Origin of the sequence: Sodalis sp. (in: enterobacteria) (assembly GCF_036327475.1) — a bacterium.
Classification (GTDB): domain Bacteria; phylum Pseudomonadota; class Gammaproteobacteria; order Enterobacterales; family Enterobacteriaceae.
Window position 1 is genome coordinate 1,230,592 of sequence record NZ_CP132913.1, and the last position, 13,871, is coordinate 1,244,462.

Genomic DNA, 13,871 nt, shown 5'->3' on the forward strand with positions numbered 1-13,871 from the left:
GTTGGTTAGACCAGCAAAACATCGACGAGATAGCGCTGTCACTTGAGGCATTGGCCGCCGGTCGCTGTTTATCGCCACCGAGCAACGCCGCAAAACCAGACTTCGCCCTATGCGGCTGGTGCAACGTCTTCACCGCAAGGCCAGTCCACTGGCCATAGGTAAGCCGCGAGCAGGTGCTGATACAGCATCAAGTCATTGTCGTGCCAGGCGCCGCCACCGTCGCCAGCCAGGTAAGCGATTTTGGCGGCCGCAGTTAACGGTGCCGCTGATTGCCATTGGCGAAGACAGCTTTACCCGTCCGAGACCACGTACCCTATTGGCTACGTGGCAGTTCTGCGCGCAGCTGGTGCAACCCGTCCGTTCCGCCCTTCCGGTTGAGGCACCTTGATGCTCTTTGTCAACGTCAGTGCGCTGTCGCCAGTGGTACCACTGGGTGGGCACGGCTGATCATTTTGCTGTTGACAGCCGTTAGACCGCCAGCGCTACGCTGACCGTCGGGCCGCTGAGCTTTGTTAGACTGATGGCCTCGGCGATTAGCGGCCTGCTGATGATGTTCGCCGACCGGTGTGGCACATTGTAACGTTCCTCAATCAAATTTCCACCGGATTGCTGGGACCTTTATTGGTGCGCCGTATATTGTGGTGCGCCGTATTTTACTGGCTTCTGCGCCGCCAGGGGCGGTAACGGAACGATAACTAGCGCGGTGTCGACAGAGAGAGTCGCGTCGGGAAAGAAGCGCCCCGCGTTTGGGCGGTGTCGCTTCCGGTCACGGCCGCAGAGGAGGGCGGAGGAAAACCGAGCAGGCCTAGTCCGCGCGGCGAACCAATCACAGCCAGATGAAACTCTGTGCGGCGGCCTTCAGAGTGAGGCGAATCTCGGCGTCACCGTGCACCAGTGAGATAAAGCCTGCTTCATACGCTGACGGCACCAGATAAATCCCTGCCGATAGCATGTGGAAGAACCGTTTAAAGCGTTCCACGTCGCATATCTGTACGTCCTGGAAGTCAGTAACGCGTGGCAAATCGGTGAAAATAGACCGAACATGTCGCCAATGCGGTTAACCACCAGCGGCACGCCAGCCGATTCCGCCGCCGACAGAGTAACCCATGCGCCAGACACTCTGTCTGTTGCGTTAACTGTTTTGATGTACGCCTGGCCGGGCGACCTCACGCAGGCAGGTATAACCGACCGCGATAGCGACCAGATTGCCCGGCAGGGCGCCGGCCTGATAGACCGGTCCCGTCGGTGCCAGCGCCACCATCACCTCTCGACAGCCGCCAAAGGCGCCGACCGGCATGCCGCCGCCGATGATTTTGCCCAGACAGGTCAATCTGGTTTTCGTAATAGGCCTGCACCACAGCACCACGAGAAAACCGGTCATCATCTCATGGATAATCAACAGCGCGCCAAGCTCGTTGCGCAGCGCGCGTAGACCCGGACAAAAACACGAGTAGCGGTGGAACACAGTTTATATTCCCGCCACCAGTTCGACGATGATACAGGCGATATTACGGGGGTAAGGCGTGAATGCCTCGTGCACCGACTGCAAATCGTGATAGCTGCAGGTGAGGGTGTATTGGCGAAATCAGCCGATGTGCCGGGAGAACTGGGTTGCCAAACTGATGGCGCTCATAGTGGCTTCCGTGTCGGAATTGGCCATGCGCACGCTCTCGATAAACGGCACAAGCTCGGTCACCAGCTGTGCCATTTTCACTTCGATTCGATAGGCGCGCTGAAATGATAAGGCCGCGCTGTACGGCGTCCAGCACCGACTGGCGGACCGCTGTAGAGTTATAGCTCAGTACCAATAGCTCAGCACCATTGGGTCTCAGCTGACATAGTCGATATAGCTGTTACCGTCGGCGTCGGTGATGCGGGCGTCGTCGGCGCTGGCGATAAACAGCAGCGTACTACCAACGCCTGAATGAAGGCGCCGGTGAATTGACCCCGATGTGGATCAACTGTTGCGCCTCGGCTTACAAACTTGCGGAATAACTCATCAATCAGCTCCTGAATGGCAAAATAAACCTGACCCCTATAGTGTAATCAGCTGGTGGCATTGTTAAGGGGGTACTTAAGCGACGCCGGCGACAGGTCGTTCGTGTAACTCAAACTGACGTGGTAGTAATTTATCTTTATAGCAAAAGCAACTTCTGACTACATATCGGTACCGCAGGAACGGCAGGCGCGCCGGCATAATGTTTCGCAAACTCTTCTATCGCGAGCAAGACGCCGATGCTGATCCTGTTCATGGCCGATTTGGTGGCGTGCCGTCGAGAAAGCGGTCAATAGCGTACAGGCTTTACGTATGCGGCGCTGTCGGAACGGGAGTAGCAGAGCTGGCAACACTGGCAACGCTGGCAACCGGTGCTGGCGGTATTTGTCCCCTCTGCGTTGCTTGTAGTGATGAGATACTTTCTGGTATGCCTCGGAGGCTAGCGGGCGCTCTGGAAGACATGTTGCTGATGCGCTGGTGGTGGGTTATTCTGGTGAAGCGTATCGTCGGCATAGGCATTCTTGGCGCTGGCATGGTGCTAGGGCGGGAGGGGTCTACGGTGGAATTAGGAGCAATCTTGGCAGTATGGTAGTGGATGTTTTGCATAGCTGTGCGGAAGCGCGTCACACGATCCTGGCCCCTGGCAGTAGCCGGATTGACAGAGGCGTTCAATGCGCTGTTGATTTTATTCATCATTGAAGAGATGCGGCCGTAGTTCCGTTACAATATTGATCTCGATTAAAGCGGTGTTATCGGCGTCATTATGGCCAGCATTGTGTTTCGGCTGTTCAACGGCGAACCGTTATCGCGATCGCAGTAGGCAAATTGGCCTTCATGCCATCAACGCATTGTAGTTCTATCTGCTACTGGTTATTTCTGCATGGTAGGCATGCTGTTCATGCATGGCGGGGAAAAACATCGTCGTAATATGGCAGTCTACTGGGGCCAGTTGCTAGCATACTGACGCTGATGGTCAGTTTATTTATGGCCGGCGGCGACTTTAATCTGATCCTGCTGGCCACTGCTGGGCATTATACGTTCACCCTGCTGCTCTTCATCTTTTGGTGTGCATGCTTGCCACGCTTGGGGGGCGCTGTTCGCTGCCTCGGTGTACGCGCCCTTGACCAGCATCGTGCTGGTGCTGGAAATGAAGGATAACTATCAACTGATTTTGCCGATGATGATCACCTATCTGGGCGCAACACTGGTGGCGAAACTTCTGGACGGTAAGGCGCTGCACTCCTTCCTGTTTGGTCCGCACGTTACAGCGCCAGGAGCAGGAAAATCATATCCAGCAAACGCACACGGGAACAAGCGCGATTTCACCGATGCGCGATACTTGAACGTAAACGGTGCTTAACGGTTAATAGCTTTAACGAAATGATCGGGTTGACATGCCTTCAGCCAACGATAGCCAAGGAATAGAATTATGAGTGGGACGGCAGCATTGCCATTACAATTTTCCGATTTAGCAGCAAATAAGGTTAAAAACCTTATCGCGGACGAAGATAATCCAAATCTGAAATTGCGGGTTTATATCACCGGCGGTGGCTGTAGTGGCTTCCAATACGGTTTCGCCTTTGACGATACAGTGAACGAAGACGACTTCACTATCGAGAAACAAGGTGTAGCGCTGGTGGTCGACCCTATGAGCCTGCAATACCTGGTGGGTGGGTCGGTAGATTACAGCGAAGGGTTGGAGGGGTCGCGTTTTATCGTCACCAATCCCAACGCCAAAACCACTTGCGGCTGCGGGTCGTCATTCAGCATCTAGCGCGCCGTGCGTTTAGCCGGCAAGACACAAGACCGGGATGCTACACATGCCAGTTTGTGCCCGCGGCGGTTCGCGCTAGTTGCTGTCATGAAATTCAAATACCAGCAGCTTCAGATGCCGGCGGGTAGCTGTCAGCTGAATAAGCAACGTCACTGCCGTTTCCAGTATGGCAATGTGTTTGAAGGGAAATGCCACTCTCTCTGTAGGCCATGGTGTGCACGCAGGACAAGCGGGATCTCCCGCGCCAGCATGCCCCACAGCATATCGCCGCCCACAGGTTCTATTTTGATAATCGCTACCACAAAATCGCTGGGATCGCTTACCAAAATACCAGTCCGTTGGCTAGTGCCATATCGCGGTCACCACGCCGATCACCAGCACACCAAACGGATCCATCCGAAGTTTGCCGGCCAACAGGACGCCGGAAATGGCTGAAGATGGCTTGCCGAGCCGCCACTTATTAGCAACAGTGTAATGAGCGTGGTAAACGTGGTGCCGATAGCGATGCCCGCCAGCAGCATACGCTGCGGCGAAAATAGCGGCGACCGGATACCAATATTATCGCACCCAACGTTAGTGCGGAGCCAAGGCTGCCTGCCGGCAGTTGCCAGACAAACGCATCGCCGGGGATAAGTAATATAAGCAAAATCACCGCGCAGGTAGTGCCGGCGTCGATGCCCAGCACTTCTGGTCCGTCCATAGGATTTGTGGTCATCTTTGAATAAGAGTGCCGGCGGTCACCGACATCACCCTGGCGCGCACCGCTAACGCTAGAGCAGTAGACGCAGTATCTCTTCGCCGTGAGCTCAATTCCAGCCTTTGGCGTTGCGCCAAAACGTTAGCGACAGCCAGTCCCCACCAGCACCAGCGAGACCGCTCCAGCCACAACGGGAGTGGCTACTCGTGGTCTGCTGCTGCAACGTATGAGCATCTGTGGTCGGTTGCGTGGCATGGCGCAGTGTCCTCGCCGGTAGGGACCTCGTGCCAGACGCGGGCTAACCGTACCACCGCTTGAACGGTCAACAACAGCAGTAACGCACCGATAAGCAGCGCCAGGAAAAGGCGACGCAGTAACTGGCGGGCACCTAAAGCCGCACCAACAGCAGTGCGAACAGCCAGACAAAACCGACGATACCCACTGCGTTGACCAGCACTGCGCTTAATACGATAGTCAATAATAGCGTCGCCAGTTGTGCCAACGACAAACCGAGGCCAAGATTGCGCACCACGCCGTCGTCAACCTCCAGCAGGATCATCGGTCTTAGTAATAACAGCGCCAGCAACCAGGCTAGGATCGCCCGCGGCAGTAACCCGGCGGCGACCTGCCAGTCCTGCTGATTCAGTGAGCCGCTGCTCCACAAAAACAGGTTTTGCAAATACTGGAACGGTGCCAAGAAACCGTTGGCGGAGCTACTGTATGAACTAACCACCAGGCCGGTCATAATCAGGGTCACCGGCAACATACGTTTGCCCTAGACAATGCCGAACACCACACCCTACCAGTGACGCACCCAATAGCGCCCCAACTGTCGTGTGGTTTCGCCACGGGGTTGGCAGCCACAGCGTTACTACCATGATGTTTAGTTGCGCAATGCTGGTCACCTCAGCGTCGACTGCTCCGCTAGCGGATTGCGTAATACTTACTGAAACAGGACGCTAGCCAACCTTAATCCGCTCCCACCAATAGTGCCACCGCTACCTCAAGCTGTAGTAAAAAATCAATTGCGTCACATCTGCTGCATCCAGAGACCAAAGCGCGCCGCCACACCAGCGCGAAAAGCGCCAGCAGCACATAAACCGTTCCCCGTTTACCACACTACGGCACACTACGGAGGGAAAGTGCGACGATATTCACCTCGATTTTCATGATCACCCCCCTTTCAATTATTCAAGCAGCCGGAAAACGTCGTGCCACTAAGGTGGCGCTGTAATACCAAATCGCCGCCGCCCGACCGCCAGCTCTTGTGCCGCACAGAGGGGATGGCCTAGCACAACGATGCCAACGTTGGCATCGCTTGCGCCAGTTGTCGGTCAAGCTAGGCTAAATACTCCTTACCGACGGCCTCGCAATCGAGACTTCGCGCCAACGCCATAAATGGAGATGCTTGCCATATCCAGCGGTTTTCCCGCGACATCATTGGCATATAGGCGCCGATATTATTAATTTTCCTGCGCACTTTGCAGGGTTTCGGCGCCGGTGTCGAACTAGTGGGCACCATTACTTTTATCGAGGAATGCATGCCGGTTAAACGACGCGGTTTTTCCGCCATCCCCAATACCGTCACTAATTTCAGCCTTTTGATCGCGACACTGACATTCCTGTTTTTCTCCTGACTGCCGTTAAGGAACGTTATTAATCTGGGTATGGCGCGTGCCTTTCTTGTTTTCGGTGCTGTTGTTTATGATAGCGCTTTATATTCGCGCCAAGTTGGACGAAACGCCGGAATGTCATGGATAAAGCGCAGCGCCAGCATCAGCAGCAAAAGACAAAGATATGCAAATTGGTTAGGGAGAGTCCACACGAGTTGCTCTGTGGTTTCTTTGCTATGGTGGCATCAGGCGCTGACCTATGTCCTTAGCACCTTCGCACTCAGTTATATAATAAATATCCTCGGCATGTAAAACGAATGACCTGATGGTATTAATCATCGCGCTAACGTTATATGGTTGGTCTACCACTATGGCATCGCCAAAATATTTATTTGCGGCGACCTGTTTGCATAGTGCTTTGTTTATCCGCTATTTTATCAAATACCTTGCTAGCGATGCTTGGCGTCAGTGCGATTTATGGCATCAGTTAGGGTGCGCCAGCGGCGAACAGTTGTTTTTCTCTTAAATTTACTTCCCACTCGTTATCTATTTTCCGGTATTGTCATGTGCCGAGAACTGTCACTGTGCTTGGTAGCATTGGGGCGGTAGACCCACATGGGTCATGGTCTATTTGGGCGCGTTTGTCTGTTTACGGTTATTGTCGTGGTACTGGGTAATATTTATCGCGCCATGATGAAAATAACGCGTCATTGCTTAAGCATAGAAATAACGCTGAGCCCGCATCTTTACTTTAAATCGCGGTAGCGCTGTCACGGCGGAAATAATGTAATCCGTTGCAGGAAAAGTATCTGTTTTAACTCTAGCATGGCTGGTATATCCGAGCTTTCGGATCGACACAATGGATTATTTAATAGTGGAGAATAATGATGCAGATCGCTTCTACCGATGATTCGGTTTCATTACTGCGCGATGGCGATACCGTCATGATCGGAGGATCGAATGGAGGACATGCAGTACCAGAAACGCTACTTGAAGCCCTCGAACGCCGTTTTCAGCGGCAGAATTTTCCTCAGCAGCTGCTGACCGCGCTCTATTCCCGTGGGGCTTGGGAATCGCGGCAAATGCGGCGCCTCGTGGTTGGCGAATCCGGGCTGCTGAAACATGTGGTCTGCGGAGCGTTGGTGGACTTCGCAGGGAATTCAGCCTGCATAACTTCGTGAATCCGCTGCAGATGAAGATAGCCCATCCGGTGACACAGGCAACAAAACTCTGCGACAGGCTGGTCATAGTGCAGGTGAAACGTCTTGCCCACCGCGGCACTCTGCCAGCGAAAATGTCAAAATCCCGGCGATGCTGGTCGATCTGGTGGTAGAAGCTCAACAGGCCGTGGCCTATCAAAACCTGAACGATCCTGCCTTATACTGGCGCTTACACATTCTGCTCAACAATTTTCCAGCTCTACCCCTAGGTAAGCGCAAAATCATGGCGCGTCGCTGCGCCATGGAACTGCCTCCCAGTGCCGTTTGCAACGTCGGCTCCGGCATATGCACCGGTATCGGGCTGGTCAGCGCGGAAGAGGACGTATTGGAAATATCGTTCTCACTAAAGAGCAGGAATTTGTCGGCGGCACGCTCGTCGCCGGGCTGGACGCCAGTGCCGTACGCAATTATAGCGCGTGGGTGGATCAGTCCCATCAGTTCAACTTTTACGATGGCAGCGGAATTGATATCGCCTTTCTGTCAGCGGCGGAAATCGACGCCCGAAAACTTATCGGCATCGGCGAATTTTTATCAATATCAGTCAAAACGCAAATAGTATTCGGCGACACCTTTACCGCCGGCGGTATGCATGTGGCCTGCGATGAAGCTCGGTTGCGCATTGTACAAGAAGGCGCCCACCAGAAGTTTGTCGCCGCGTTGCAACAGATCTCCTACAGAGGTTCCTACCAGCCAACGAAAACAGGACAGTACTTGTTTGTCACCGAGCACGCTGTTTACGGGTGGTCGACGGTGCACTGGAATTAACGGAAATCACGCTGAATATCAACATGTTGCAGTAGATTAGTTTTCGCCTTCGTATTGTTGCTGAGCTTAAAACGGTGGTTGATACCCGACTGTTCTCACCGCACACCATGGGCCTGCACCGCGAGATGGCGGCGAAACGCGCTAGCGGCTTCGCGCCTTGCGCAACTTCCGCTGCAAGCCGCGCCATGCGTGCGTCAACTATCGACGGCAGCACGCGACTGTATGGTAGGTATATTGTGGGTGATCTGATTGCCTAGGTGAAACGCATTAGTTAACGAACACTTGTTTTCAACAGCAAAGCATCAACACGATCTGCATGCCGCAGATTACGTTCGAGGCCAGTCTGCGTGACATCATGGCGCTGGGCAATATCGCGGTCCTGGTTATCGCCCAATAAATACGTGCCCGCACTTTGGCGGATGCGCTTTCAGCACAGGCGCGGGAAATTAGTGCCATGAACGTGCTTCGGCGCGACGCGTGAGAGGCCTGATTTGGCGATATGTTCGACGGCACCGGACTGGTCGCCGGCTTACGCGATAACGGCTTCATACTAGTGGACGGCACGTACAACTCGGTTTGGAAGCACGCACAACGCACTATATTCTCAGCATGGAGCCGAATGATGGACTTCCCGCGCCGTTTGCCGACTTCTATCCCGCGTTGCAGGTGGTGAATATTTATTCATCATGCATCCGCCAGAAACGCTCCCCTTATTGCCCACGTGCGCCGGGCGGGCTGTCGGGCACCAACGGTAGGTCGATGATTGGAGGACAGCTGACGGCCTTCTTTTGATTTTCGATCCGTACGACGTGGCATCACTATGCCACTATTAACTCTAACACCAAAACAGTTATCGTTGAATACCGCCACCCTCGGCCCCAATGTCTCATTAGAGGATTCCGTGTAAATATGGCTTTCTGGCGGGACAAAGTCGCCGCAGTGGGTTGTCGCAGGCCCGCCATCTGATAAAAGAGGCCGATCTTGCCGTCAGCGGGCTGTGCCGCTGCGGTCTGTTTCCAACCGGGGACAGATCATCGAGGAAGTCGCAGAGTTAGAAGCGGCGTGTCTGGTGCTGGTGGTCGATGGACTGCCTGTGGGAGATACAGATCTGGATGGCACGCGCGGCCGGGATGTCCCTACCGTTGAGCCGCTACATCCGATGTATGCCGTAGACCGCGCCTGTGTCAAACGCTCGCCAGGCGTTAGCGCTTGGCGAGCGTCTGTGTCCGGAAGTGGAAATTGCCGCCGACGTTTATCATATTTGGTAGGATCCCGACGTCCTACATTAACTATAGCTGGTCACCAAGACGCGGCGCCTACTGGCGTTCCATCTCAGCGATTGGTTTGTGCCGACCCATTATTTGCTGACCGATCGCGACATAATGGGCGACGGCGTTATCGATTTGCCACCGTTGTACCAACAGTAGTCGACGATGGCTGGCAGCAGCCGGTGGATGTGACTTAAGCACCATCATTCAACGATTGCCTGTACTAGGCAGTAAAGAGGATCGGAACATCGACAACACCCCGACCTCGGCCCCTTTTCTGCCGGCGATAAACCGTACATTGGCGATATCGGACAATAAAATCAACGCCATAGATGCCGATTTCGCTCAGCGCCGGTAAAGATTATATCCACTCCTTTAATAGGGCACACTCGCTGTCTATCGACACACTGCGTACCATGCGGGCGTTGCTGTTGGCACACGATCTGGGGCAAAGTTGAGGGCGATGAGGCCATCTTACCGTTGTGATCTCGCCCTGGCCCATGCCTTCACCAGCGCGTGATTTGCGTATTCTAGGGCGAAAGTCGGGATATTTATGATGTCCTCGGCCGGACGACGCATAAATCAATCTTCAACCCGCGCAACAACGCCTTTCGCTGCGTTAGCACCCAGCAAAAGGCTACTCCGGCTTCTCTACCTGGACGCGTGGTTTGAGCTGGGCGATATGCGGTTTCACGGAGCTGCTGGAGTATTTGCAGATGCTGCCCGCCAAGACAGTTCGCGATTTTATCTGGCGTTTACCACCACCTTCAACGGCATTCCCTATTGGAATACCGGCGCGCCTGACCTGGTCAGGCTCGAGGCGCCCTACGCAAGACTCGGATCCAGCCAACGTCGTCGAGCGCGTTGACAGCTCCACCGTGGCGATTGCGGCGCAGGGCCTGTTGCGTTCAGCACCCATCTCGACGGCCAACACCGCCACGGCGCGAACCGCTGCCGCCAGGTCGGATTGACCGCGCCACAAACGCTGCTGGACGACCACTATCTCAGTCTGTCGCCGCAGCATCAATGCCTCTTGCTGCACAAGCCAATGCTATCGCTTCAACAGCTGGGATTGTGTGCCGGAAGGCTACCGCAACCCGTTCGGCGAAGCCACCAATGTGGGGGATTATCATCTGCGCGAGCCAGCACTTTATTGTGCAGCGAATGGCGGAAAATGGCGGAAAATAGCCCCTATCTGACGTTTTTCAGACTCCGCTGGAAAAGTACGGCGTACCTAGTCAGCTATTTTACATTGTCGCGACGGCGGGCCATGCCCGCCGTGCTTGATAGTATTAAGCGATAGTTGGGACTGATTGCGGTGCTGGTTTCTAATGCCGGTATTGCGCCCCTGAGAGCGATTGGATGCGCTCGACACTATGACGGCGGTTTTGCGCGGTACTAAACGCAAATTGCGCGAGGCGTTTTTTCCAGGCGGTCACCAAACGCATACTGGCCCGGCCAGCCCCGGAAGGTTCGCGCAGCATCGTTTTTATTTCTTCCTGTTCCGCAAATGGTGTCTGTGAATCGGCTAGAATATTGCGTCGCCAAAGCGGGACTCGCCATGGTGGCGCAGGAAATGGCAGCGCGTCTGGCTTGCTGACGGTATCGAAGTTTTGAGGTTCGTCCCGACATCATCCGTATCGATATGCGCTGTATCGCCGAAGCTGTCGCCATACTTATCAAACCCGAGGCGTTTTTCGCCACTGGCTTGGTTTATCCACGCCGACGGCAGATTAACCCTGCAACGTCTATAGATCCGCGCCAGCCACAAACTGGCGCGGCGTAAATAGAAGGAAATGGTGTCACCATTCGTTACCGTCCACGACATGGGACAGTGGTTACCGGCCGGCGAATATGGTTATGGCAATTTTCAGCCCCCTGAGATCATTATGATCCCAGGAGATAACCCTTACAGCGCCGAAGCGACGTGGTCATTGCCGACACCACCTTCCGCACTGCCAGGACCAGAGGTGCTTTGCCGGGCAAAAACAGAATAGCACTAGCCCGCATGGCTTATTTGCTGAACATTCCCCGAATCCAGTTCGTCACGCCGTTGCTATCTTTCTACTCATCCTGCGGCAGGGCGCTTTACTGTGGTTGCCTGTTCGGCGCGGCATTAAGCTGTGGTTGTATCTGCGTATGGGCCGGCTGGCATAGCGACTGCGGATCATCTGTCCACACCGGCAACGTACGCATCGCGCTGCTGTCGTTACAGACAAAATTGCCGGCATAGTCGATGGACATCTGGCTGATGCTCTCCGGCAGCGTCAAGTTCAGCGCCAACGGCGCTTGGTTATCTAAATAACGGCGATACAACGTCAGCGCGCCGTTGGCGCCGGTCAGCTTGGCCGGACCATTGTTATCGCGACCAACCCAGGCGATGGACACCTCTTTGCCGTCGATACCGGCGAACCAGCTATCGCGCAAATCGTTAGTAGTCCCGGTTTTCGCCGCCAAATGCGAAGACGGAAATTTCACCGACAGCGAATGCGATGTCCCGCGCACCACCACCTGTTGCATCGCGTACAGCGTCAAGTAAGCGGCCTGGGCCGGTACCACCCTCTCCGCCTGCGGAAGGCTTTGATACAGCACGGTACCGTCCTCCCCTACCACCGAGCGCACCGCCGACAGCGTGGCATGGTTACCGCCGCTGGCGATAGTCTGAAACTCCTGCGCTACTTCCATCGGCGTGAGACCGATAGCACCAAGCAGCATAGAAGGGACCGGGTTCAGTGCTGAAGACGGCACGCCAAGCTTCACTAGGGTAGCGGCAATACGATCAAGCCCAACCGATAGGCCGAGATTGACAGTCGGCACGTTAAGTGAATTGGTCAACGCATCTACCAGCATCACTTTACCGCGGAACTGCCGATCGTAGTTTTTAGGCGACCATAGGCTGCCGTTCGGCTGCTTGAGGGTAATCGGTTTATCGGCAATCCAGGTATTGAGCCGATATTTATCCGGCTCGCTCAGCGCGGTCAGATAGGTGGCCGGTTTTATCAGTGATCCGACCGAGCGCCGCGCCTGCATTGCACGGTTAAAGCCGGCGAATTGCGGCTCCGCTCCGCCGACCATTGCGCGCACTTCGCCGCTGAAGCGATCGACTATCACCATCGCGGCCTCCAGATCCTTAACGCCGCGCCAGGCACGCAACGCGAGCACACCCGCCTCCACCGCTTTTTCCGCCGCATCCTGCGACAGAGGATCCAAGGTGGTGAAGATCTTGACGCCGGACAGATCGTTGATTTTGTCGCCTAGCTTGCTTTGCAGCTCTTCGCGCACCATCTGTATGAAAGCCGGCTGTGGCATCAATACCCCTCCATGCGGCTGCACACCAAGCGAGCGGGCACTGAGCATGTTATACAGCTCGCCATCGATAATTTGCTGGTTCTCCAGTAATTTCAGCACAATATTGCGGCGCTCCAGCGCCAGCTTGGGGTTGCGCCAAGGATTATACAGCGACGCGCCTTTTACCATCCCCACTAGCATTGCCTGCTGATCAAGACTGAGTTCATCCACCGGACGGCCGAAATAGTACATGCTGGCTAGCGGGAAACCGCGAATCTGATTGCCGCCGCTCTGGCCAAGATACACCTCGTTCAGATACAGCTCCAGGATACGATCCTTGCTGTAACGGTAATCGACGATCAATGCCATATAGACTTCATTGGCCTTGCGCCATAGCGAGCGTTCGTTGGTCAAAAATAGGTTTTTCACCAGCTGCTGCGTTAGCGTACTCCCCCCCTGCACCGCGCGACCGGCGATAATATTGGCCAGAAAGGCGCGGCCTATGGAGAAGAAGCTGATACCGTCATGCTCGTAGAAATGCCGATCTTCGGTGGCTATCAGGGTATCCACAAGCAAGTCTGGGAAACCGGCGCGCGGTACGAACAACCGCTGTTCGCCCTTTGGCGATTGTAACATGGTGATCAGACGCGGATCGAGGCGGAAAAAGCCAAAATTACGCTGGGTGCCCTGGTTTTTGGTCTCCAGTAGCTGATTCTTGGCGAATGTCATACGGGCATGAATTTGCCCCTCTTTGCCGTCCGGAAAATCGAACGGCCGGCGCAGCAGCTCAATGCTGTTGCCGCGCACGGTGAATTCGCCAGGCCGGGTAATTCGCGACACCTCGCGGTACTGCATGCTTTCAAGCAACGTCGCCATATCGCTGCGGCTGTAGGACATTCCCGGCTCCAAACTCACCATGCGGCCATAAACCGCTGCCGGGAGTTGCCAGACTTTGCCATCGATGCGTTGACGGACCTGCGTATCCAAATACACGCCATAGGTAGCGATAACGACGACAAACAGCAGCACGAGACGGATAATCCAGCCCAGAAGTCGGCTTTTCTTGCGCGGCGCGCCTCCCCCTCCCTTTCGCGACGGCATCACGTACTCCTCTTCATCATTATCCTGCCAGCGGTCATCATCATCGTAATCATCATCCCGCCGGCAGCGCGGCGCAACTCTGTGCGGATCCTTGCGGTCTGACGGTCGTCCATGACGCCCGATAGGTTCACGGCCATCCTCAGACATCG

At 55.0% G+C, this 13,871-nt stretch carries 15 protein-coding genes and 4 pseudogenes; 11 read left to right on the forward strand and 8 right to left on the reverse strand.

Annotated features, from left to right (window positions below; translation table 11 throughout):
- Positions 1-437: 437 nt before the first annotated feature.
- A pseudogene (locus GPOALKHO_RS06705) lies at positions 438-695 on the forward strand (hypothetical protein); the annotation flags it as partial.
- 131 nt (positions 696-826) lie between these two features.
- On the opposite strand, the pseudogene GPOALKHO_RS06710 reads toward GPOALKHO_RS06705, so the two are convergent.
- A pseudogene (locus tag GPOALKHO_RS06710) lies at positions 827-1,961 on the reverse strand (aminotransferase class III-fold pyridoxal phosphate-dependent enzyme).
- A gap of 456 nt (positions 1,962-2,417) precedes the next feature.
- Between GPOALKHO_RS06710 and GPOALKHO_RS06715 the strand changes: the two are divergent.
- Both GPOALKHO_RS06715 and erpA read left to right on the forward strand, forming a co-directional pair.
- Positions 2,418-3,339 (forward strand): annotated as a pseudogene (locus tag GPOALKHO_RS06715) (chloride channel protein); the annotation flags it as partial.
- 86 nt (positions 3,340-3,425) lie between these two features.
- Positions 3,426-3,770 (forward strand): iron-sulfur cluster insertion protein ErpA, encoded by a 345-nt coding sequence (gene erpA, locus GPOALKHO_RS06720; protein ID WP_406701821.1) that lies wholly within the window; start codon positions 3,426-3,428, stop codon positions 3,768-3,770.
- 75 nt (positions 3,771-3,845) lie between these two features.
- On the opposite strand, the pseudogene GPOALKHO_RS06725 reads toward erpA, so the two are convergent.
- The 4 genes and pseudogenes from GPOALKHO_RS06725 to GPOALKHO_RS06740 all read right to left on the reverse strand — a co-directional run bounded on the left by GPOALKHO_RS06725 (position 3,846) and on the right by GPOALKHO_RS06740 (position 5,947).
- Positions 3,846-4,199 (reverse strand): annotated as a pseudogene (locus GPOALKHO_RS06725) (hypothetical protein).
- A gap of 31 nt (positions 4,200-4,230) precedes the next feature.
- The gene (locus GPOALKHO_RS06730; RefSeq protein WP_406701823.1) at positions 4,231-4,485 is read right to left on the reverse strand and encodes an iron chelate uptake ABC transporter family permease subunit; all 255 of its coding nucleotides are present in this window, start codon (positions 4,483-4,485) and stop codon (positions 4,231-4,233) included.
- Between the two features lie 370 nt (positions 4,486-4,855).
- Positions 4,856-5,233, reverse strand: a complete 378-nt coding sequence (locus GPOALKHO_RS06735) for an iron chelate uptake ABC transporter family permease subunit (protein ID WP_406701825.1) — start codon at positions 5,231-5,233, stop codon at positions 4,856-4,858.
- A gap of 573 nt (positions 5,234-5,806) precedes the next feature.
- Complete coding sequence (locus tag GPOALKHO_RS06740; RefSeq protein ID WP_406701827.1) at positions 5,807-5,947, reverse strand: hypothetical protein; 141 nt, start codon at positions 5,945-5,947, stop codon at positions 5,807-5,809.
- A gap of 1 nt (position 5,948) precedes the next feature.
- Between GPOALKHO_RS06740 and GPOALKHO_RS06745 the strand changes: the two genes are divergently transcribed.
- The 5 genes from GPOALKHO_RS06745 (at position 5,949) to GPOALKHO_RS06765 (ending at position 8,857) form a co-directional block, all read left to right on the forward strand.
- Positions 5,949-6,104, forward strand: coding sequence for a hypothetical protein (locus tag GPOALKHO_RS06745; RefSeq protein WP_406701829.1), 156 nt, complete (start codon positions 5,949-5,951; stop codon positions 6,102-6,104).
- An 860-nt stretch (positions 6,105-6,964) separates the two neighbouring features.
- Positions 6,965-7,261 (forward strand): hypothetical protein, encoded by a 297-nt coding sequence (locus GPOALKHO_RS06750; protein WP_406701830.1) that lies wholly within the window; start codon positions 6,965-6,967, stop codon positions 7,259-7,261.
- Between the two features lie 303 nt (positions 7,262-7,564).
- Positions 7,565-8,065, forward strand: a complete 501-nt coding sequence (locus tag GPOALKHO_RS06755; protein ID WP_406701832.1) for a hypothetical protein — start codon at positions 7,565-7,567, stop codon at positions 8,063-8,065.
- A gap of 74 nt (positions 8,066-8,139) precedes the next feature.
- Positions 8,140-8,322 carry a hypothetical protein gene (locus GPOALKHO_RS06760; RefSeq protein ID WP_406701834.1) on the forward strand — a complete coding sequence of 61 codons (183 nt, stop codon included), beginning with the start codon at positions 8,140-8,142 and terminating at the stop codon, positions 8,320-8,322.
- A gap of 352 nt (positions 8,323-8,674) precedes the next feature.
- Positions 8,675-8,857, forward strand: coding sequence for a hypothetical protein (locus tag GPOALKHO_RS06765; protein ID WP_406701835.1), 183 nt, complete (start codon positions 8,675-8,677; stop codon positions 8,855-8,857).
- Positions 8,858-9,540: 683 nt separating this feature from the next.
- Here GPOALKHO_RS06765 and GPOALKHO_RS06770 read toward each other — a convergent pair.
- Positions 9,541-9,663: a hypothetical protein gene (locus GPOALKHO_RS06770; RefSeq protein ID WP_406701836.1), complete on the reverse strand. Its 123-nt coding sequence runs from the start codon at positions 9,661-9,663 to the stop codon at positions 9,541-9,543.
- A gap of 2 nt (positions 9,664-9,665) precedes the next feature.
- Between GPOALKHO_RS06770 and GPOALKHO_RS06775 the strand changes: the two genes are divergently transcribed.
- Positions 9,666-9,791, forward strand: a complete 126-nt coding sequence (locus tag GPOALKHO_RS06775; protein WP_406701837.1) for a hypothetical protein — start codon at positions 9,666-9,668, stop codon at positions 9,789-9,791.
- Positions 9,792-9,970: 179 nt separating this feature from the next.
- Here GPOALKHO_RS06775 and GPOALKHO_RS06780 read toward each other — a convergent pair whose 3' ends face one another.
- Entirely contained in the window at positions 9,971-10,375 is a 405-nt protein-coding gene (locus GPOALKHO_RS06780; RefSeq protein ID WP_406701839.1) for a hypothetical protein, read from the reverse strand.
- A 34-nt stretch (positions 10,376-10,409) separates the two neighbouring features.
- Between GPOALKHO_RS06780 and GPOALKHO_RS06785 the strand changes: the two genes are divergently transcribed.
- Positions 10,410-10,532, forward strand: a complete 123-nt coding sequence (locus GPOALKHO_RS06785; RefSeq protein WP_406701840.1) for a hypothetical protein — start codon at positions 10,410-10,412, stop codon at positions 10,530-10,532.
- Between the two features lie 446 nt (positions 10,533-10,978).
- Positions 10,979-11,119 (forward strand): hypothetical protein, encoded by a 141-nt coding sequence (locus GPOALKHO_RS06790; protein ID WP_406701841.1) that lies wholly within the window; start codon positions 10,979-10,981, stop codon positions 11,117-11,119.
- Positions 11,120-11,421: 302 nt separating this feature from the next.
- On the opposite strand, the gene mrcB is transcribed toward GPOALKHO_RS06790, so the two are convergent.
- Positions 11,422-13,869, reverse strand: a complete 2,448-nt coding sequence (mrcB, locus tag GPOALKHO_RS06795) for a bifunctional glycosyl transferase/transpeptidase (RefSeq protein ID WP_406701843.1) — start codon at positions 13,867-13,869, stop codon at positions 11,422-11,424.
- Between the last annotated feature and the right edge of the window lie 2 nt (positions 13,870-13,871).